Raw genomic sequence first — 18,612 nt, 5'->3', positions numbered from 1 at the left:
CAGATCGCGCCCAAGGACTGCTGGGGGCCGCGACGGTTTCCACTCGCGAAGGTCGCATGTTCGTCTTGAATGCCCGGCAGATCGCCATTCTTCCCGGAGGATATCGGACGTTTCACGTCGAGGGCATCAGGGTAGGGCTGTACAACGTCGTGTCGGACGAGTGCTACGCCATACCGACGATCGATGGCTCGCTCGTCCAATCTTCCTCCGAACGAGGTGTACGAAACAAGTTGGCGGATCTACTGGCGGAACATGCGGGTCTGCTGCGGCGTGCGAGTAATACGACTGCCCGACGCTCAACTTCTCGCACGAGGTTGTCGGCGAGACCGGAGCGCGTCTATGGCGACCCGGTGGCAAGCTCGCTGCGAGAGAGTCATGGGTAGGTCTGCGCGATGAGGCTTGGCGGCGCGTGTCTCCGTCGGCCTCCTAGTACGGGTGGTGCGCGACCGGTTCGCAAAAAGGTCCTCTGATGGCTCCGTTCGTCGTCGTGGGACAGGGACGGAGCCATCCGAAAGCATAGCCTGAAGATCGAATTCGCGGAGTCCGTCGGGGCCATGAGCTTGGTCGCGATGGCATGGCGTTCGACCTTGGGTAGATGCCTTCGAACGTGCGCGTCCTTCGACGGAGACGGTATGCGACGAAGTAGTTGAAGGATCGCGTCGCGGCCTCGATAGGACCAATGCGTCGAAATATGAACTTGAATCCATTCGTGTCGACCGACCAAGGATCGGGGCTAGCTGCATCGATCCTGGCCATATCCAATGCCCCGCATCTCCATGCGTGAAGGATCGATAGAATTCTGATTCAAGAAGGTTGCCATGAACTCTCTGGCCGCTTCCGTCGCCAAGACGAAGAGATCATCCCTCCCCGAGCAGGCTTTGACGAATTCCTCCGCCCTCCCCGCATCGATGATGCTCTTGGCGATCATCATCACCTGCAAGAGGCTTCGGACGTTCTTGTCTGTAGGCATCGCTCGACGTCCTCCTAGTTCAGAAACCTGGTATGCGATCCGATATGCGCTCGAGGCTGATCTGCGCTCTCTCGGCATTCGCCTTTTCAAGAGCTAGTCGTGCGTTCCGCCTCGTCTCCGCGATCGTCAGTGGCGTATCCCCCGCCACGGGCATCGAGAGGACGATGGTCACCCGATGGAAGTCCTCCCTGGAGGCCTCATACGAACCTCCGATCTTCGTCAGCTTCCAAGCGAGGTCGACGGGGTTCCTCGTGAAATCCGGTGACAGCTTCCCTCCGTACTTCGTCGTGAACTGCAGGTCGTCGCTGAGCGTCGGAGTCGCGGGGCCCCCTAACTTATCTCCGAGGTTGCCGGACTGATTCAGATCGAGAAAGGTCTTGACCGTATCCTCCAGTCGCGTGCGTCCTGCGATTGGATAATCGAAGTTCGGTGCGTTCCGTGTATCCCTGCAATATTTCGAAGGGGGGTATTTCAAGAGCTTGAAGAACGTATCCTCTATCGTGAAGGACCGGGTGTTCTGTCGCTTGTGGTCCGCGTTGGCGCCGATTCCGATAAGATCGAGCCCTCTCGAGAAAGGCCGCTTGACCTCGATGGAGCCGCTCACGTTGTTGAGTTCGGTCATGTTGAGAGCAAAGTCGTAGAGTATGGTCGCATTCGCGTAGGTCTCGAGAACTCCTTTGAGGTCGGGATCCCTAATTTTATGCCGTAACTCGTCTATGTCTATTCGTCCGCTATCATAGTCGTCTGCGAGATAAGCGTCGAGATTTCGAGATCTAACTGCATTGACGACGCGATCTTTTAGGACGCCTCGCATCTCGCAGCGAAACTGGGCTACGATCGCATAAGTACTTAACCCCGCATAATCCTGTGGTACAGGATGTATGGCGCATCCCGGTAGGAAAAGCGTCGAGAAGAGTAGCAATATCCAGCCAGAACGAACCATTCCATGGTCCTCAGCCCAAGAGAATGACGATTTCTATGCTTTCCCTTGCGGTACACGTTAAAGGAGTAATGTGGGCTGTCAAGATGGATCCGCCGAACGGCGACGATCGTCGCCGGTCCGCTTGCCGTTCTCGGTCATCCGCCTCGAAGACCTGCCACTGAACTTGAAGCCTCCCTTGTGATCCCACGGCCGTCGAATCCTCAGAACGGGCGGATCGAATACCTGATCGCTCCGCCGATCGGATCTCGGTCGAACCCTCGTCACGGAGGCCGGGATGACTCGTTTGGAGCGCCCGTACGGGAACGACGCACCTGTACAACGGTATTGTTTCGCATGCGCTGCGCACGCTACTAGTCTGGCGGAGTATCGAGGGGGCAGGTGAACGTGAGCGACCAGGCGAATCATGAGGGGCTGGCGAGGCTCGTCGCCATCGTCCTTCAGCATTACGCGGACGGGCATCAGGTTCCGCTGCTGCTATCTACTCTGGGCCAGCGCAACAAGGATCTCGTCGCGAGCCTCCGGAAGGACTTCGGCTCCTTGAAGGAGGCGATACTCTCCCTGGGCGAAGACGACATTCGCATCGTCGGCACGACTCCTGGAAGTGAAGTCGTAGCTCCGGCCGCAATCGCCAGTACGATCCTTCTCGAGCTTCAGCAGCACGTAGCATCGCAGCGTGAGAGCGCGGAGAAGTTCGACGGACTGCCGAAGTCGGTTCAACTCGCGTTCTGCATAAGGATTGCCTCCGGCGAGCAGGTGGCGATCGATCTCGTCCCGCCATTCCGATACTCGAAGGTCTCATCGATGGCGGAACTCGGTCCCAATCAACGCTTGATCGGGGAGGCATACCGACATCCGGGGCTGTCGCTACGAACTGCTTCTCCGCAGGAGCGTGAGCAGTTGTGGCGAAGGTTTCTCGCCTGGTCCACCGAGAACGATGTCCCATCGAGCCATTTCCATCACCGCGAACATCTGCGCGTACCCACCACGCATGCGAATGCGCTTGGCCGGCTGATCGCTGCGCAGCCGAAGGAGATACTGGACCGCATGGTCATTCCCGCCGACGTGGCGCAAGTGCTGATGGCTCACGCGTAGGGCATGGGAAAGGGAGAACCCGAAAGGGTGCGTTCGCGTGGCGAGATGCGCGGGCCACCAGGGCCTACGCCTCTGCTCGTGATCGCCGGTCTTCCAGAGTCGACGGCCTCGGTGGCTGCGGCAACGATACGAAATCGCGACGGTCCGCGCTGGAGCGCTGTCGCCGGCACCTTTCCGACGTCGGACAACGCCATCTACGTTGAACGTCCGATCCTCGACCTCGGGATCCTGTCCTCTCGCTTCGCACTTCGCGAGGAGCGTGATCGTAACGGTGTGCCGACGCCCAGTCGGATCGTCGTGGCCTACGTCCATGCCGACGGAAGCGATCGGCTATGGGATGTGTTCGGCCACGCCGTATGGCCTCATGCCCTGCGTATCGACGATTGGGGCTGGCGCGGTGGTAGGCATTGGCGTCACGACGTGGAAGCGGTGAACCGTATCCTACGGCAGGCACTGGAGGAGATAGCCCAGGGGCCTGCCGAAGCCATGCGACTTCGCTTGGAGGCGCGCCGTTGCGACGATGCGCTCCTGCTGCCGGGGCGGAACTTCCAACTGGACGAAGGTGGACACCTGTCGGAACGTTTCCGTGCTTTCATGGAAGGACGTTCGACGCTGGAAGAGGTGGAAAGAGGAATACGGTCGGAGCGTTTCTCGTTCGAACGGTTGTCTAAGTTCTACATCCGTACCGGCGGTACGAGGAAGCGGTTTGCGGTCGATAGACGCAATCTGGTGTTCGCGAAGGCCAACGTCGGTCAAGATGGGGGACTCGTGCACCTCGATGCGGACGGAAAGCCAGACGCCCCAAGTCTGCGCCACGTCCTAGAAGGTCGTTACCGGTTCGGCACGCCACTGATCGACGCGGGGTTCCAGCACGACGTGCAGAAGGCAGACAATCAGAAATTGCAGCGCGAGCGCTTCGATTGCGCGCTTAAGGGCGAGCATTTCGTTTCGGGCGACCACGCCAACGTCTTCTCGAGCGACGTCGTGACGGGATAGCTGGAAAAGTAAAGGGCGGACACGAAGGTCCGCCCGATACATGCACACGTTATCTTCGTTTTCCATCGATCAGTTGGTGGAGCCAACTGCACTTTCCCCAAAGTCTCGCGCCTCAAGGGAGCGATCACCCGGTTTGGCAGGCCTACAGGCCCTCGACGACTTGGCTGAGGCAGTGCCTTGATCCAGTGAACGTTCCACCCAAAGGGCTCAGGTTCGAATTAGGATAACGCCAGAAACCGTCCGCCATCATGTGGCGCAAATCTGAATTAAGCCCAAAGGAGAAATCTGGCAAGTGTCAAGTTGGTACGGGTCGAGGATGTGATCGGCGCTTGAGGGCACTCGAAGAGCGCCGGATCGGCGCCCGAGTACGACCCGGATAGGTGGAGGGTCGCTTCCCGATCGGATGTCGGACGAGGTGGCGCCTCGAGGGCGGCACCCTGCCATGACTCGTTTGATTCGCTCGGAGCGTCTACGCCGATGGCCCGACTCGTTTGAAGTCGATTTTCCACGATCGAATGACTCGTTTGAAACGCCGGTCCCGAGCGTCAAGGAGACTGCAGCGCCCGCTTGAATCACTTGAAGCTGGTTCTCGAGGGCGTTTGAATCACTTAACCAGGTACGATTCAACGATTTCAGCGGTTTACGTGACTCACTTTCAATGTGTCTGGATACTTGGTTCGATCCGGCGGGCTTTTTCGTCTCTGCGGTTCGCTTCAGCTGCGTTGGTGGGCCGGGCTTCAGGCCGCGCCGATTCCCAGCCGTGCGGGTTTCGGCGCCGCCTCCACCGAAGCGTCGGAAAACACGACGCGCATCACGAGGCCGGGCGCGGCGTCGCGCACCTCGATGCGCCCCCCGTGCAGCTCGGCGATCGAGGCGACCAGCGCGAGGCCGAGGCCGTGGCCGGGCGTCGACCGGCTGCGGTCGAGCCGGTAGAGGCGACGGAAGATCCTGTCGCGCTCAGCCGGCGGCACGCCCGGCCCGTCGTCGGCGACTTCCAGGACGATCTCCTCCGCCTCGCGCCCTACGGCGAGCGTGATCTCGCCGGGGGCGGGGATGTGGGTGATCGCGTTCTCCACGAGGTTGGCAAGGAGCTGCGTCAGGAGGTCGGCGTCGCCCTGGACCGTGCGGCCGGGCTCGACCCGTGTCGCGAGGCGATGCCCGGCGTCGACCGCCACCTCGCCATAGGCGTCGGCGACCCGCTCGGCGAGGTCCGACAGGTCGACCAGGCGAAACCGCGCCTTGCGCGCGCCCGCGTCGATCTGGGCGATGCGCAGGAGCGCGTTGAAGGTCTCGATAATGGCATCGGTCTCGGCGACCGCGGCGTCCACCGCGCGCTCCAGACCGGCCCGGTCGCGGGTGCGCCCGATCCCCTCCAACCCCTGCCGCAGCCGCGCAAGCGGGGTGCGCAGGTCGTGGGCGATGTCGGTGGAGACCTGACGCAGGCTTTCCACCAGCGTCTCGATGCGGGCCAGCATGACGTTGATGTCGGTCGCCAACCGGTCGAGCTCGTCGCCGCGGCCCGACACGGGCAGGCGCAGGTCGAGCCGTCCCTCGACGATCCGCCGGGTCGTCGCCGCGATCGCGTCGACGCGGCGGCTGGGCCCGAGCCCGACGACGATCCCGCCGACCAGCGCCAGCGCCACCGTGACCATGCAGCCGGTGAGGATCGCCGACAGGAGGATGGAGCGGATCGTCTCCAGGATGTCGGACCGTCGGGCGGCCATCACCCGGAAGTCACCGAGCGCGATCCCCTCGCTGTAGAGCGTGTCGCCCCGGGTTTCCTCCGCCCGGTCGGGCGTTGCGGGCGCGAGGCGCTCGGTGGTGGGGCCGAGGGCCCAGGCCGCGGTCGGCAGATTGCCGGCGATCCTCCGTCCGTCCGGGCCGAGAAGCAGGAAGAAGCGGTCCTCGGCCGCGCTCTCGACGCGTTCGTTCACCTCCTGGACGAGCCCACCCTCGCCGCCCTCGCGAAAGCCGTGGCGGAACAGCGCGAGATCCTCGGCGATCGAGGCGCGTACGATCGACTGCATCTGCGTGCTGGCCGCGACGTAGGTGACCGCCATGATGGCGACGGCCGAGAGGCCGAACAGGAGCCCGTAGCCGACCGACAGGCGGAACGAGATGGTGCGGAAGCGGTCAGGCAGGCGCATCGATGAGATATCCCGATCCGCGCACCGTGCGGATCATCTCGGCGCCGAAGGGCCGGTCCACCTTGGCGCGCAGGCGGCTGACATGGGTCTCGACGACGTTGGTCTTGGGATCGAAATGGAACTGCCAGACCCGCTCGAGCAGCATGGTGCGGGTGAGGACGCGGCCCCGGTTGCGCATCATGAACTCGAGCAGGCGGAACTCGCGCGGCTGCAGGTCGATCGCCTGGCCGGCGCGCGCCACGGTGCGCGCGATGAGGTTCATCTCGAGGTCGGCGATCGCCAGCACCGTCTCCTCGCGCCGCTCCGGGGCGGTGCGCCGGGCGAGCGCGTTCAGCCGCGCCATCAGTTCGGAAAAGGCGAAGGGTTTCATGAGATAGTCGTCGGCGCCCGCTTCCAGCCCCTCCACCCGGTCGTCGACGCCGCCGACGGCGGTCAGGAAGATCGCGGGCGTGCGCCTTCCCGCTGCGCGCACCGCCTTCAGGAGCGACAGGCCGTCGAGGTCGGGCAGCATGCGGTCGACCACAGCCGCGTCGTAGGGACGCGTCAGGGCGAGTTCCAGGCCGAGTGCCCCGCGCGGCGCGTGGTCGACCTCGTGGCCCTCCTCGCGCAGGCCGTTGCAGACATAGGCCGCGGTGGATGCGTCGTCCTCGACCAGAAGCACCTTCACAATGTCGGTCTCCCTTTCCTGCCCGTTCCATAGCGGGCTTCGCGCGCCGCTTCACGCCCGTCCTGCCCACTATACGAAAGCGTATAATCCCGGCGACGTCACGCCGGGGGCGGCCGGTCTATGAGGGCACCCGTGACCAACACCCGTCCCGGACGCCGCACATGCGCCTTGCCAGACCCACCATCGGCAGCCTGACCCTTGCAGCGCTCGCCACGGCCTATCTCCTGTTTGCGCTGAACGGCACCTTCTGGCGCAAGGGCCTTCTCTACTTCACCAACCACCCCTTGCATCTGGCGGCGCTGGGCATCGGCCTCTTCCTCCTGATGTTCTCGATCCTAGCGGCCGTCTCGTTGCGCTTCCTCCTGAAGCCGCTGGTGATCGCGCTGATCCTGATCTCGGCCGTTGCCTCCTACTATGTCGACAGCTACGGCATCCTGATCGACCGCGACATGATCACCAACGTCGCCGAGACCACGACGGCGGAGGCAGGGCATCTCCTCACCGCCGGCTTCGTCCTCCATCTCGTCCTGTTCGGGCTCGTTCCGGCCGCGCTCGTTGCCGTCGTGCGGGTCCGCCACCGGCCGTTCTGGCAGAAGGCGCGGCGCAATCTGGCGCTCATCCTGCCGAGCCTTGCGCTCACCGTGGCGATCGTCCTGACCTTCTATTCGAGCTACGCCTCGACCTTCCGCACCCATCGCGACCTGATGGCGAGCCTCAATCCGGTCGCACCGGTCACCGCCCTCGTCAAGTACGCCCAGCACTGGGACGGGGAGACGGTCTATGTCGTCGCGCCGCTGGGCACCGACGCGGTTCCCGGCCCCCGCCTCGCTAGGGCGCAGAAGCCCGTGGTCGCCGTCCTCGTGGTCGGCGAGACGGCGCGGGGCCAGCAGTTCTCGCTGAACGGCTACGAGAAGGACACCAATCCCGAACTTAAGGCGCGCGGCGTCGTGTCGTTCTCGGACGTGTCGAGCTGCGGAACCTCCACCGCCGTCTCGGTGCCCTGCATGTTCTCCAACCTCACGCGCGCCGGGCATTCCGACGAGAAGGCCCGCTCGGTCGAGAACCTTCTCGACGTCGTCAAGCGCGCCGGCTTCGACGTGCGCTGGATCGACAACGACACGGGCGCCTACCACGTGGCCGACCGCGTGCCCTACACCTATCTGCCCGATACGGCCGACCCGCGCTTCTGCGAGGGCGGCGAGTGCCGCGACGAGATCCTGACCGACCGGCTGGACGCGGAGCTGAAGACCGTTACCGGCAACACGCTGATCGTCCTCCACCAGCTCGGCAGCCACGGGCCGACCTATTTCAAGCGCTATCCGCAAGCGTTCGAGCGCTTTACGCCGGCCTGCCAGACCGCCGAGTTCGCCAACTGCCGGCGCGAGGAGATCGTCAACGCCTACGACAACACGATCCTCTACACCGACCACAACCTCGCCGAGACGATCGACCGCCTGAAGGCGCGCACCGACCTCGACACCACGATGCTCTACCTCTCCGATCATGGCGAGTCGCTCGGCGAGAACGGCATCTACCTCCACGCGATGCCCTATATCCTCGCCCCCTCGACGCAGACGCATGTGCCGATGATCGCCTGGTTCTCCGACGGTTTCGCGCGGACCATGGGCATCGACGCCCGGTGCCTCGCCGGCCGTCGCGACGCGCCGCTCTCCCACGACAATCTCTTCCACACGATGCTCGGCCTCGCGGATGTGAAGACTGGCGTCTACGACACGGCGCTCGACGCCTTCGCGCCCTGCCGGACGCCGGCCGCGCCGTCGCAGGTCTCCGACCTCGGAGGCCAGGCCCGATGAGCCTCGAGGCGCCCGTCCAGCCGCCGCCGCCCGTGCCGCCCGAGAAGCTCCGCGGGCTCGCCCATCTCTTCGCCTCGACCCGATACTCGCTGGCGGGCTTCCTGCGGCTCCTTGCCGAGCCCGCCTTCCGTCACGAGATCGTGCTCGGCCTCGTTCTCCTCGCGGCCCTCGCGCTCGGCGGGGCCACGACGCCGGTGCTCCTGATCCAGGGCGGGCTTCTCCTCGCGCTGGCGGCGACGGAGGCCCTCAACACGGCGATCGAACTCATCGTCGACCGGGTGTCGCCGGAGTTCTCGGCGTTTGCGGGACAGGCGAAGGACCTCGGCTCGTTCGCCGTGTTCTGCCTCCTCGTCGTCAACCTCGGTTTCGCCGCCTGGAGCCTCCTCGCCCTCGTCTGAGGTGGGGCGGCGTCCCGCCGCGGGATCGAAGAGCCCGGCTTCGTCGTTGCCCTGCCAAACCAGGGGGTCGAGGACGACGGATGGGCATGCACGGGAGACGGGCCGTCCTGAAGATGGGGGCGCTGGCGCTGGCGGTGGCCGCATTCGGCCGGCGTGCCGACGCGGCGCCGGTGGTTCTGACACGCGATCCGCGCCTTGCCGACGTCGTCGAACCCGACGCACGCCTCGTCGAACTCTACGGCGAAGGGCGCTGGTGCGAAGGTCCTTGCTGGGTGCCGGCGCTTGGCGGCCTCGTGTTCAGCGACGTCCGGCGCAACCGGCTCCAGGTGCTGCGCGACGACGGCACGGTGGACGCGCTGCGCGACCCGTCCGACAACGCCAACGGCAACGTCCTCGACGCCGAGGGACGCCTTGTTACCTGCGAGCATCGCACGCGGCGCGTGGTGCGGTGCGAGGCCGACGGCAGCCTGACGGTTCTCGCCGACCGTTTCGACGACAAGGCGCTCAATTCGCCCAACGACGCCGTGCTCGCGCCCGACGGCGCGATCTGGTTCACCGATCCCGTCTACGGCATCCGCCAGCCCGACGAGGGGCTGATGGCCGAACCCGAGCAGACTGCCCGGCGCGTCTATCGCATCGATCCTGGCGGGCGTCTCGACGCCATGATCGACACGATCGACCAGCCGAACGGCATCGCGCTCTCGCCGGACGGGCAGACGCTTTATGTCGCCGAATCCGGCGCGGCGCTGAACCCCGAAGGCCCGCGCGAGATCCGCGTCTTCGCGATCCAGGCCGACGGGCGGCCGGACGAGGGCCGGGTCTTCGCCGCGCTCGACAGCGGCGTGCCGGACGGGTTGGCGGTGGATTCCACCGGCCGCCTCTATGCCGCCTGCGAGGACGGCGTTCGCATCTACGATCCGGACGGGACGTGGCTCGGGCGCATCGCGACGCCGGGCCCCGCCGCCAATGTCGCCTTCGGCGGTGCGGAGCGCCGCCGGCTCTTCATCGCGTCCGGCACCTCCATCCACGCCATCGACCTGAAGGCGCGAGGGCTCGCCCTGTGACACAGCCCCCACGGGAAGGATCCGCCATGACCATCGCCCGCCGACGCTTCCTCGTCTCCGCGCTCGCGGGGGCGGCGACGCTTCCGCTCATCCGCCGTGCCGAGGCCCAGACCTCGCCGTCCCCGGCCCCGGCCGCCCGAGGCGGCGCCGCGGCCGAGGCCGCGCGTGAGGCGGGCGCGATGGAGCTCGCGATCCTTGCCGACGCGCCCTCGACCCCGACGGGCCTTGCGATCTCGCCGAAGGGCCGCGTCTTCGTGATGATGCCGCGCTTCACCGGCAAGGAGCCCTACACGCTCGGCGAGGTGGCGCCGGACGGCTCGGTCACGCCCTATCCCGACCAAGGCACCAACACGCCCGATCCGCAGCGCCCGCAGGCGACCCTCTTCCATGTGCCGAACGGCGTCTTCGACCGCGCGGGCAAGCTGTGGCTTCTCGACGCCGGCCTGCCCAACGGCTCGGGGCCTCCGGTGCCCGGCGGCACCAAACTCGTGCAGATGGACATCGAGACCAACGAGGTCCTGCGCGTCGTGCCGCTCGATCCCGGCGTCGAGCCGACCTCCTCCCTCAACGATCTGCGCGTCGATACGGCGGACGGGCGGGCGCGCGCCTTCGTCACCGACCAGGGGCAGGACGGGCAGGGGGCGATCCTCGCCGTCGACCTCGACACGGGCCGCGTCGTGCGCCGGCTTGGGTCCCATGCCTCGACGCGCTCGCAGAAGGGCGTCCAGAAGTTCGTCGAGCACCGGCCGGTGCTGCGCGATGGGGGGGGCGGCAAGCCGCAGACCGTGCAGGGCGGGGCGAACGGCATCGCCCTCGGGCCGGACGGCCGGCGCCTCTACTGGGCGCCGCTGATGGGGCGCCGGCTCTACGCGGTCGACACCGACAGCCTTCTCGACGCCGCGCAGACCGATGCCAACGTCGCGGCCGGGGTCGAGGACCTCGGCGAGAAGGGGATGACAGGCGGGCTCGGCGCGGACGCCGAGGATCGCGTCTATCTGACGCTGCAGGAGCAGAACGCGCTCGGGCGCCGCCTGCCCGACGGCACCGTCGAGGTGCTCGGCTCGGACCCGCGTCTGATCTGGGCCGATACGATCGTGATCACCGAGGACCGGTGGCTCTACGTGTCGGCGGCGCAGGTCAACCGCCGGCCGGAATACAACGGCGGCACCGACCTCCAGAAGCCGCCTTACGCGATCCTTCGCATCCGCATCGACGCCGGGCCCGCCTGAACGGCCCGGCACGGGCGCCGAAGGCCGCGGGCCCCGAAGGCGGATGCCGCGTCAGCCCTGTCGCCGGAGCCGCGTCGACAGGATGATCGAGGACTGGGTGCGCTCCACCCCGTCGATCGCACCGATGTCGTCGATGCGCCGGTCGAGTTCGGCGATCGAGGGCGAGGCGACGATCGCGATGAGGTCGAAGGCGCCGCTGATCGAGTGAAGCTCGGTCACGGCCTCCACTCGCTCGATCGCGGCGGTGACCTGCGTCAGCGATTTCGGCGCGATGGTGATCAGGATGTGGGCGCGCACGAGGCTCGACGCGTAGGCGTCCGACAGGCGCACACCGTAGCCGGCGATGACGCCGATGCGCTCCAGCCGTTCGAGGCGCGCCTGCACGGTGGTGCGCGACACGGCGAGCCGCTTGGCGAGCGTCGCCACGGGCAGACGGGCGTTCTCGGACAGGAGGGCGAGAAGGTCCCGGTCCTTTGCGGTCAGATCCATCCAGCTGGTCGCCTTGTTCATTCCCGTCGTCGATATGCGTAGGATGCTGCGACGGATCGCGCAATCCGCCGCTCGTATCCGCCGGCCTCGCCTTTACACTGCCTTGATGTCGAAGAGGCGAGGATGGGCATGACGAAGCAGGTGATGGTGATCGGTGCGGGCAAGATCGGCGGCGCGATTGCCCTGATGCTGGCGGCGACGGGCGACTGGCAGGTGACGGTCGCCGACCGCAGCGCAGAGCAGCTCGCCAAGCTGGAAAAGCACCCGGCGATCGAGGGCCTGGCGCTCGACATCCTCAACCACGGCGAGGTCGTCAGCGCCCTGAAAGGCCGCTTTGCCGTCCTGTCCGCCGCGCCCTTCCATCTGACGGGCCGGATTGCGGAAGCCGCACGCGAGGCGGGCGTCCACTATCTCGACCTCACCGAGGACGTGGCGACGACGCGGATGGTGGAGCGGCTGGCGGACGGGGCGACGAGTGCCTTCATCCCGCAATGCGGCCTCGCGCCCGGTTTCATCTCGATCGTCGCCAACGATCTCGCCGCGCGCTTCGAGACCCTGGATTCGGTGCGCATGCGGGTCGGCGCGCTGCCGCAGTATCCGTCCAACGCCCTGAACTACAACCTGACCTGGAGCACGGACGGGCTCATCAACGAGTACATCGAGCCCTGCGAGGCGATCGTCGAGGGGCGGCTGATCGCGGTCCCGGCGATGGAGGAGCGCGAGGAGTTCTCGCTCGACGGCGTCACCTACGAGGCGTTCAACACGTCGGGGGGCCTCGGCACGCTCGCCAAGACGCTGGAAGGCCGCGTGCGGACGATGAACTACCGCACGATCCGCTATCCCGGCCACCAGGCGATCATCAAGGCCCTCCTCAACGACTTCAACCTGAAGAACCGGCGCGACGTCCTGAAGGACCTCTTCGAGAACGCGCTGCCGGCGACGATGCAGGACGTGGTGGTGGTGTTCGTCACCGTCTGCGGCTGGCGCGACGGGCGCTACCTGCAGGAGACCTATGCCAACAAGATCTATGCCGGGGTCGTCGCCGGGCGGCGCATGAGCGCCATCCAGATCACCACGGCGGCCGGCATCACGGCCGTGCTCGACCTTCTGGCCGAAGGGCGGCTGCCCCGGTTCGGCTTCGTCCGGCAAGAGGAGATCGCGCTTCCCGACTTCCTCGCCAACCGCTTCGGCCGCGCCTACGACCCGGCGGCGGCCGAGTTGCGCAAGGCCGGCTGACGGTCCGCCTCAGCCGGAACTGCCGAGCGCCGCCTTCATGCGGCGCACTTCGCCCGCATCGGTCCGGCGTCGGCTCCCGCCGAAGCCGAGCCGTTGCGCGTTGGCGTCGTCGGGGCCGATGGTGGCCGAGCAGGAGCCGTGGACCTCGCCAAGCGGCACACGGGCGAGCAGCGCGGCGACGTTGTCCGCCGACAGGTCGGACCCCGCCATGATGGCGAGGCGTCCGTCCGCCAGCGCGTGGGCACGGGCGAGATCGGCGAGGCCGTCCATCGCCGCGACGGCGCGGCCCGACGTCAGGATGCGTTCGAAGCCGAGGTCCACCGCCAGATCCACCGCTGGCTCGATCGCGGGCACGAGGTCGAAGGCGCGGTGGAGCGTCAGGCCGAGCCCGGCGCTGGCGCCGACGAGGTCCGCCAGCGTGTCGCGGTCGAGCGTGCCGTCGGGGCGCGAGGCGCCGAGGACGACGCCCGAAAGCCCGGCCGCGCGGATGGCGGCGATGTCGGCGAGCATCGCGCGGCGCTCTGCTTGCGAGAACACGAAGCCGCCGCCGCGCGGGCGCACCATCGCATAGACCGGCACGGGCGCCGCGGCGGCGAGCGCCATCAGCCCCGGCGTCGGCGTCAGGCCGCCGATCTCCAGCGCCGAGCACAGCTCGATCCGGTCGGCGCCGCCCGCGACCGCGGCGTCCAGGCTTTCGGGATCGCCGACGCAGACCTCAAGCAGCGGCATCGGCATCTTCCCGCAAGGCCAGGATCGCGGCGCCGATGAGGCCGGGCTCAAAGCGACACCGGGCCGGCACCACGAGGGGAGCGTGCGTCCGGCGCAGGATGCGCGCGCGCACGGCCGCGTCGAGCCGCTCGATCAGCGCGTGGACATTGGCGAGGCCACCGCCCACCGGCACCACGTCGGCGCCGACGAAGTTGACGACCAGCGCCAGCGGATCGGCGACGAGATCGGTCCAGACGTCGATCGTGCGCGCCGCCGCCCCGTCGCCCGCGATCCAACCGTCCGTGATCTCGCGGCTCGTGCGCGTCCGCCCGTGGAGGTGTCGATGGAGGCGCTCCAGCCCGCGCGCGCCGCCGACCGTGTCGACGCAGCCCGTCTGGCCGCAGCCGCAGGGAAAGCGCGGCACCTCGACCGGCGGCGTCCCCGCCCGCCAGGCGGCGATCGGGCCATGGCCCCATTCGCCGGCAAAGCCGCCCGCGCCCTGGAGAAGGCGTCCCTCGATCACCAGCCCGCCGCCGACCCCGGTGCCGAGGATCGCCCCGAACACCACGCGGTGGCCGGCGCCCGCGCCCTCCATGGCCTCCGCCAGCGCGAAGCAGTCCGCGTCGTTGGCGACGGTGACGGGCCGCGCGAGCCGCACCGCGAGGTCGCCCGCAAGCGCGCGCCCGTCGATGCAGGGGATGTTGGCGACCTTGATGCGGCTCGTCGCAGGGTCGACGACCCCGGTGATCGACAGCGCCGCGGGCGCGCCCTCGGGAAGACCGGCCTCCGCGATCATCTCCGCGAGGATGCCGGCGAAGGCGTCGAAGTCATGGAGCGGCGTCGGGCGGCTGCCGAGCACCGTCAGATCGGCGGGCGAGCCGGCGCGCGCGGACTTGATCGCCGAGCCGCCGATGTCGAAGCAGGCGATCATGGGGTGCGGATCGCAAGGCCCGCGGCGTCGAAGCGATGGATGCGGCCGGGCAGGGGACCGAGCGCGACGCGGTCGTCGATCGCGATCGCGGTTTCATCGGGAATGCGCACCGTCACCTCCTGCCCGTCGCCGAGGACGACGTAGAGATAGGTGTCGGAGCCGAGATGCTCGGCATGGCGCACCGTGCCGGGCCAAGGCCCATCAGGGTCGACGCGCAGGTGCTCGGGGCGGATCCCGAGCGTTGCGGCGCCCGCCTCCTCGGCCAGCCGACCCGTCAGGAAGTTCATCTTGGGCGAGCCGATGAAGCCGGCGACGAAGAGGTTGTCGGGCCGGTTGTAGAGGTCGATCGGGCGGCCGACCTGCTGCACGGTCCCGCCGTTCAGGATCACGATCCGGTCGGCCAGCGTCATCGCCTCGACCTGATCGTGGGTGACGTAGATCATCGTGGCATTGAGCGTGCGGTGGAGCTTGGCGATCTCGAGGCGGGTGGCGACGCGCAGCGCCGCATCGAGGTTCGACAGCGGCTCGTCGAACAGGAAGAGCTGCGGCTCGCGCACGATCGCGCGCCCGATCGCCACGCGCTGGCGCTGCCCGCCCGACAGCTCCGCCGGGCGGCGCTTCAGGAGCGGCGTCAGCTGGAGGAGCCCGGCGGCCTTCTCGACGCGCGCCTCGCGCTCCGCCTTCGGCACCCCGTCCTCCTTCAGCGCCAGCGTCATGTTGCCGGCGACGGTGAGGTGCGGATAAAGCGCGTAGGACTGGAACACCATGGCGATGCCGCGCTTGGCCGGCACGGTGGCGTCGACGTTGCGCCCGCCGATCTCGACGGTGCCGGAGGTCTGCGTCTCCAGCCCCGCGATGATCCGCATCAGGGTCGACTTACCGCAGCCCGACGGGCCGACGAAGACGACGAACTCGCCCGGCTTCACCTCGAGATCGACGCCCTTCAGGACCTCGATCGGGCCGAAGGTCTTCACGATCCGCGACAGTTTCAGGGAATGCACGGGGGTCTGGGGGGTGTGAGCGTTCACAGGCGGACGGCCTTTCCTTCGCGCATCGACCGGTCGGCGGCCAGCACCACGGCGAGCGAGCGCACGGCGTCGTCCATGTGTCGGGTGAGATCCCTGTCCTCATGGATGGCATCGAGCACGAAGCGCTGCTCGGCGTCGCAGAGCGCCTGGTGGCCCGGCTCGCCCGCCATCGAGACCATTTCGTCCTGCCTTTCGAAGAGGCCGTCGGCCCCAAGCCCGGCATGGTGGATGCGCAGGCGCGCGGTCTTCGTGTGGGTGTCGATGTCGGCCGATTTCGCGCCCTCGTCCATGACGATCGAGACCGAGCCCCTGGGGCTCATCACGTCCTTCACGAAGAAGGCGGTCTCCGAGATCATCGGCCCCCAGCCCGCCTCGTACCAGCCGAGCGAGCCGTCGGCGAAGAGCACCTGGAGATGGCCGTAGTTGACTTGTGTCTCGGCGATTTCATCGGACAGCCGAAGGCCCATGCCGCGCACTTCCACCGGCGCCGCGTCGGTGATCTGCAGCATGACGTCGAGATAGTGGACGCCGCAGTCCACCACCGGCGAGGTCGTCCGCATCAGCCGCTTGTGGATCTCCCAGGCCTGCCCGGCGGACTGCTGGTTGAGGTTCATGCGGAAGACGTACGGCCCCCCGAGGGCACGTGCCCGCGCGATGAACTCCACCCAGGACGGATGGTGGCGCAGGATATAGCCGACGACGAGCTTGCGGCCGGTGCGTTTGGCCGCATCGACCACGCGCTGCGCATCCTCGACCGTGCCGGCGAGCGGCTTCTCGACGAAGACATGCGCGCCGGCTTCCATCGCGCGGATCGCAAGGTCGGCATGGCTGTCGGTGTAGGTGTTGATCGAGACGAGGTCGGGCTTCAGCGCCAGCCCCGCCTCGAAATCGGCCAGCATCGGATAGGCGCGAAGCGCCTCCGGCAGATCGACCGGCGATCGGTTGGCGAGGCCGACGATCTCGAAGCCAGGGTCCGTATGGTAGGCGAGCGCGTGGCTGCGGCCCATCTGGCCGAGACCCATCACGAAGACCTTGAGAGGGGCGGTCATTTCACGGCTCCGGCGGTGATGCCGGCGATCAGCTGGCGGGAGAACAGGAGGTAGAGGACGAGAACGGGCAGGATCGCGAGCGACAGCGCGGCGAGCACCGCTTCCCAGTTGGTGACGAACTGGCCGAGGAAGATTTGGGCGCCGAGCGTCACCGTCTTCGTCGCCTCGCCAGGCGCGAGGATCAGCGGGAACCAGAGGTCGTTCCAGATCGGAATCATGGTGAAGACCGCGACGGTCGCGAGCGCCGGCCGGATGAGCGGCAGGACGAGCACGAAGAAGATCCGGTATTCCGACAGGCCGTCGATGCGCCCGGCGTTCTTCAGGTCGTCCGAGACGTTGCGCATGAACTCCGACAGGATGAACACGGCGAGCGGCAGCCCTTGCGCGGTGTAGACGAGGACGAGCGCGGTCAGGGTGTTCACGAGGCCCGCCGAGACCATCATCTGCAGGATCGCGACCGTGCCGAGCCGGATCGGCACCATGATGCCGAGCGCGAGGAACAGGCCGAGGAAGGTGTTCAGCCGGAAGCGGTATTCCGACAGTGCGAAGGCCGCCATCGCCCCGAAGAGGAGCACGAAGAACAGGGAGCCGATCGTCACCGTCAGGCTGTTCTGGAAGTAGAGGAGGAAGTCGCCTTGCGCGATCACCGTGCGGTAGCCGGCAAGGCTCGCCGTGGTCGGCAGCGGCGGCTCGAGGGGGGCTGCGAAGATCGCCCGGCGCGTCTTGAACGAGTTCATGACGATCACGAGGACCGGCAGGACCGAGATCAGGCAGTAGAGGAGGAGCGCTGCGTGGACGAAGCACAAGCGCAGGCGCTGGGCGGGAGCTTTCGGGGTCATCGGCGACCGCCTCACATCTGGTAGCGGCGCATGCGCCGCTGGACGACGAACAGGTAGAACGAGACGCCGAGGAGGATGATCAGGAACATCGCCGTCGCCACCGCCGCGCCCATGTAGCGGTCGCCCGCCTGGAGCTGGAAGCCGAAGAAGATGCGATAGAGGTAGGTGCCGAGGATGTCGGTCGAGAAGTTCGGCCCGGCGAGCGCCCCCTGCATCGCGTAGATCAGGTCGAAGGCATTGAAGTTGCCGACGAACGTGAGCACGCCGACGAGACCGATCGTCGGCATGATCAGCGGCAGCTTGATCTTGAAGAACTGCTTGAGGCCGGTGATCCCGTCGCATTCGGCGGCTTCGATCACCTCCGCGGGGATGGTGATGAGGGCGGCGTAGATCAGCATCATCGGAATGCCAACGAACTGCCAGATCGAGACCAGCGAGACGGCGGTCAGCGCATAGGCCTCCTGGCCGAGCCAGGGCGCGAAGAGCGACTTCAGGCCGATCGAGCCGAGGAGGTTGGGCGCGACGCCCCAGAGCGGCGACAGGAGGAGCTTCCAGAGAAAGCCGACGATCACGAAGGACAGGATGGTCGGCAGGAACAGCGCCGTGCGGTAGAGCGCGACGCCGCGAAGCCGCGGCACCGACAGGAGAGCCGCCAGCGCGATGCCGATCGGGTTCTGGATCAGCATGTGGAGTACGAAGAAATAGACGTTGTTGCGCAGCGCGTTCCAGAACCCGTCGGAAAAGCGCGGGTCGCCGAACAGGGTGCGGAAGTTGTCGAGCCCGACGAAGACGCGGTTTCCGTCGCGCACGTTCTCGAGCGCCAGAAGCAGCGTCTGCATCAGCGGCACGAGCATGACCACGGTGTAGACGAGGAGCGCGGGCGCCAGGAACACGGCGATGTGCCAGCGCGGGCGGGCCTTGAGGATCGGCGCCTCGGGGTCTTGCGTCATCGGGGGCGCCTCAAGGCTGGCCGGTCGGGAAGGAGGGGAGGCGGCGCGGACGCCGCCTCCCG

General features: G+C 67.1%; 18 protein-coding genes. 7 read left to right on the top strand and 11 right to left on the bottom strand.

Translation table 11 applies throughout. The features are described from left to right. Positions 1–733 precede the first annotated feature (733 nt). A complete protein-coding gene (locus BM175_RS17420) occupies positions 734–970 on the bottom strand; it encodes a hypothetical protein (RefSeq protein ID WP_090965284.1) in 237 nt (78 codons plus the stop codon). A gap of 19 nt (positions 971–989) precedes the next feature. Further along, positions 990–1,913, bottom strand: coding sequence for a hypothetical protein (locus tag BM175_RS17415; RefSeq protein ID WP_139224679.1), 924 nt, complete (start codon positions 1,911–1,913; stop codon positions 990–992). A 384-nt stretch (positions 1,914–2,297) separates the two neighbouring features. Here BM175_RS17415 and BM175_RS17410 point away from each other — a divergent pair, with 384 nt between their 5' ends. Next, on the top strand, positions 2,298–3,005 hold the full coding sequence (locus BM175_RS17410) for a hypothetical protein (protein WP_175526893.1): 708 nt from the start codon (positions 2,298–2,300) through the stop codon (positions 3,003–3,005). 78 nt (positions 3,006–3,083) lie between these two features. Beyond that, positions 3,084–4,001 carry a hypothetical protein gene (locus BM175_RS17405; protein WP_090965278.1) on the top strand — a complete coding sequence of 306 codons (918 nt, stop codon included), beginning with the start codon at positions 3,084–3,086 and terminating at the stop codon, positions 3,999–4,001. A 737-nt stretch (positions 4,002–4,738) separates the two neighbouring features. On the opposite strand, the gene BM175_RS17400 is transcribed toward BM175_RS17405, so the two are convergent. Next, the gene (locus BM175_RS17400) at positions 4,739–6,148 is read right to left on the bottom strand and encodes a sensor histidine kinase (protein ID WP_090965276.1); all 1,410 of its coding nucleotides are present in this window, start codon (positions 6,146–6,148) and stop codon (positions 4,739–4,741) included. After that, on the bottom strand, positions 6,135–6,815 hold the full coding sequence (locus BM175_RS17395; RefSeq protein ID WP_090965274.1) for a response regulator transcription factor: 681 nt from the start codon (positions 6,813–6,815) through the stop codon (positions 6,135–6,137). The genes BM175_RS17400 and BM175_RS17395 overlap by 14 nt, the downstream gene beginning before the upstream one ends. 161 nt (positions 6,816–6,976) lie before the next feature. On the opposite strand from BM175_RS17395, the gene BM175_RS17390 reads away from it, so the two are divergent. The 4 genes from BM175_RS17390 (at position 6,977) to BM175_RS17375 (ending at position 11,320) form a co-directional block, all read left to right on the top strand. Continuing rightward, positions 6,977–8,629, top strand: coding sequence for a phosphoethanolamine transferase (locus BM175_RS17390; protein ID WP_175526892.1), 1,653 nt, complete (start codon positions 6,977–6,979; stop codon positions 8,627–8,629). Continuing rightward, on the top strand, positions 8,626–9,027 hold the full coding sequence (locus BM175_RS17385) for a diacylglycerol kinase (protein ID WP_090965273.1): 402 nt from the start codon (positions 8,626–8,628) through the stop codon (positions 9,025–9,027). Before BM175_RS17390 ends, BM175_RS17385 begins: the two co-directional genes overlap by 4 nt. 86 nt (positions 9,028–9,113) lie before the next feature. After that, the gene (locus BM175_RS17380) at positions 9,114–10,091 is read left to right on the top strand and encodes an SMP-30/gluconolactonase/LRE family protein (protein ID WP_244546057.1); all 978 of its coding nucleotides are present in this window, start codon (positions 9,114–9,116) and stop codon (positions 10,089–10,091) included. 26 nt (positions 10,092–10,117) lie between these two features. After that, complete coding sequence (locus tag BM175_RS17375) at positions 10,118–11,320, top strand: L-dopachrome tautomerase-related protein (protein ID WP_090965271.1); 1,203 nt, start codon at positions 10,118–10,120, stop codon at positions 11,318–11,320. A gap of 51 nt (positions 11,321–11,371) precedes the next feature. Here BM175_RS17375 and BM175_RS17370 read toward each other — a convergent pair whose 3' ends face one another. After that, positions 11,372–11,809: an Lrp/AsnC family transcriptional regulator gene (locus tag BM175_RS17370; RefSeq protein WP_090965348.1), complete on the bottom strand. Its 438-nt coding sequence runs from the start codon at positions 11,807–11,809 to the stop codon at positions 11,372–11,374. A gap of 129 nt (positions 11,810–11,938) precedes the next feature. Here BM175_RS17370 and BM175_RS17365 point away from each other — a divergent pair, with 129 nt between their 5' ends. After that, on the top strand, positions 11,939–13,045 hold the full coding sequence (locus BM175_RS17365) for a saccharopine dehydrogenase family protein (RefSeq protein ID WP_090965346.1): 1,107 nt from the start codon (positions 11,939–11,941) through the stop codon (positions 13,043–13,045). 9 nt (positions 13,046–13,054) lie between these two features. On the opposite strand, the gene BM175_RS17360 is transcribed toward BM175_RS17365, so the two are convergent. Genes BM175_RS17360 through BM175_RS17335 form a run of 6 tightly spaced genes read right to left on the bottom strand, consistent with a single transcriptional unit; the run spans position 13,055 to position 18,550 of the window. After that, complete coding sequence (locus BM175_RS17360; RefSeq protein WP_090965269.1) at positions 13,055–13,780, bottom strand: copper homeostasis protein CutC; 726 nt, start codon at positions 13,778–13,780, stop codon at positions 13,055–13,057. Then, positions 13,761–14,684: an ROK family protein gene (locus BM175_RS17355; RefSeq protein ID WP_090965267.1), complete on the bottom strand. Its 924-nt coding sequence runs from the start codon at positions 14,682–14,684 to the stop codon at positions 13,761–13,763. Before BM175_RS17355 ends, BM175_RS17360 begins: the two co-directional genes overlap by 20 nt. Further along, positions 14,681–15,685 carry an ABC transporter ATP-binding protein gene (locus BM175_RS17350; RefSeq protein ID WP_090965265.1) on the bottom strand — a complete coding sequence of 335 codons (1,005 nt, stop codon included), beginning with the start codon at positions 15,683–15,685 and terminating at the stop codon, positions 14,681–14,683. Before BM175_RS17350 ends, BM175_RS17355 begins: the two co-directional genes overlap by 4 nt. Before the next feature lie 23 nt (positions 15,686–15,708). Further along, positions 15,709–16,761 (bottom strand): Gfo/Idh/MocA family protein, encoded by a 1,053-nt coding sequence (locus tag BM175_RS17345; protein WP_090965263.1) that lies wholly within the window; start codon positions 16,759–16,761, stop codon positions 15,709–15,711. Further along, positions 16,758–17,600 carry a carbohydrate ABC transporter permease gene (locus tag BM175_RS17340; RefSeq protein ID WP_090965261.1) on the bottom strand — a complete coding sequence of 281 codons (843 nt, stop codon included), beginning with the start codon at positions 17,598–17,600 and terminating at the stop codon, positions 16,758–16,760. Before BM175_RS17340 ends, BM175_RS17345 begins: the two co-directional genes overlap by 4 nt. Positions 17,601–17,611: 11 nt before the next feature. Continuing rightward, positions 17,612–18,550 carry a carbohydrate ABC transporter permease gene (locus BM175_RS17335; protein ID WP_090965259.1) on the bottom strand — a complete coding sequence of 313 codons (939 nt, stop codon included), beginning with the start codon at positions 18,548–18,550 and terminating at the stop codon, positions 17,612–17,614. Positions 18,551–18,612: the final 62 nt, after the last annotated feature.

Source organism: Aureimonas phyllosphaerae (genome assembly GCF_900113065.1).
In the GTDB taxonomy this organism is placed as follows: Bacteria; Pseudomonadota; Alphaproteobacteria; order Rhizobiales; family Rhizobiaceae; genus Aureimonas; species Aureimonas phyllosphaerae.
Note: the sequence above shows the minus strand (reverse complement) of the source record. Positions and strands in the feature narration are given on the sequence as shown.

Coding starts and splice junctions, on each gene's coding strand:
- BM175_RS17420 (WP_090965284.1), bottom strand. CDS start 970: ATGCCTACAGACAAGAACGTCCGAAGCCTCTTGCAGGTGATGATGATC.
- BM175_RS17415 (WP_139224679.1), bottom strand. CDS start 1,913: ATGGTTCGTTCTGGCTGGATATTGCTACTCTTCTCGACGCTTTTCCTA.
- BM175_RS17400 (WP_090965276.1), bottom strand. CDS start 6,148: ATGCGCCTGCCTGACCGCTTCCGCACCATCTCGTTCCGCCTGTCGGTC.
- BM175_RS17390 (WP_175526892.1), top strand. CDS start 6,977: ATGCGCCTTGCCAGACCCACCATCGGCAGCCTGACCCTTGCAGCGCTC.
- BM175_RS17385 (WP_090965273.1), top strand. CDS start 8,626: ATGAGCCTCGAGGCGCCCGTCCAGCCGCCGCCGCCCGTGCCGCCCGAG.
- BM175_RS17380 (WP_244546057.1), top strand. CDS start 9,114: ATGCACGGGAGACGGGCCGTCCTGAAGATGGGGGCGCTGGCGCTGGCG.
- BM175_RS17375 (WP_090965271.1), top strand. CDS start 10,118: ATGACCATCGCCCGCCGACGCTTCCTCGTCTCCGCGCTCGCGGGGGCG.
- BM175_RS17370 (WP_090965348.1), bottom strand. CDS start 11,809: ATGGATCTGACCGCAAAGGACCGGGACCTTCTCGCCCTCCTGTCCGAG.
- BM175_RS17365 (WP_090965346.1), top strand. CDS start 11,939: ATGACGAAGCAGGTGATGGTGATCGGTGCGGGCAAGATCGGCGGCGCG.
- BM175_RS17360 (WP_090965269.1), bottom strand. CDS start 13,780: ATGCCGATGCCGCTGCTTGAGGTCTGCGTCGGCGATCCCGAAAGCCTG.
- BM175_RS17355 (WP_090965267.1), bottom strand. CDS start 14,684: ATGATCGCCTGCTTCGACATCGGCGGCTCGGCGATCAAGTCCGCGCGC.
- BM175_RS17345 (WP_090965263.1), bottom strand. CDS start 16,761: ATGACCGCCCCTCTCAAGGTCTTCGTGATGGGTCTCGGCCAGATGGGC.
- BM175_RS17340 (WP_090965261.1), bottom strand. CDS start 17,600: ATGACCCCGAAAGCTCCCGCCCAGCGCCTGCGCTTGTGCTTCGTCCAC.
- BM175_RS17335 (WP_090965259.1), bottom strand. CDS start 18,550: ATGACGCAAGACCCCGAGGCGCCGATCCTCAAGGCCCGCCCGCGCTGG.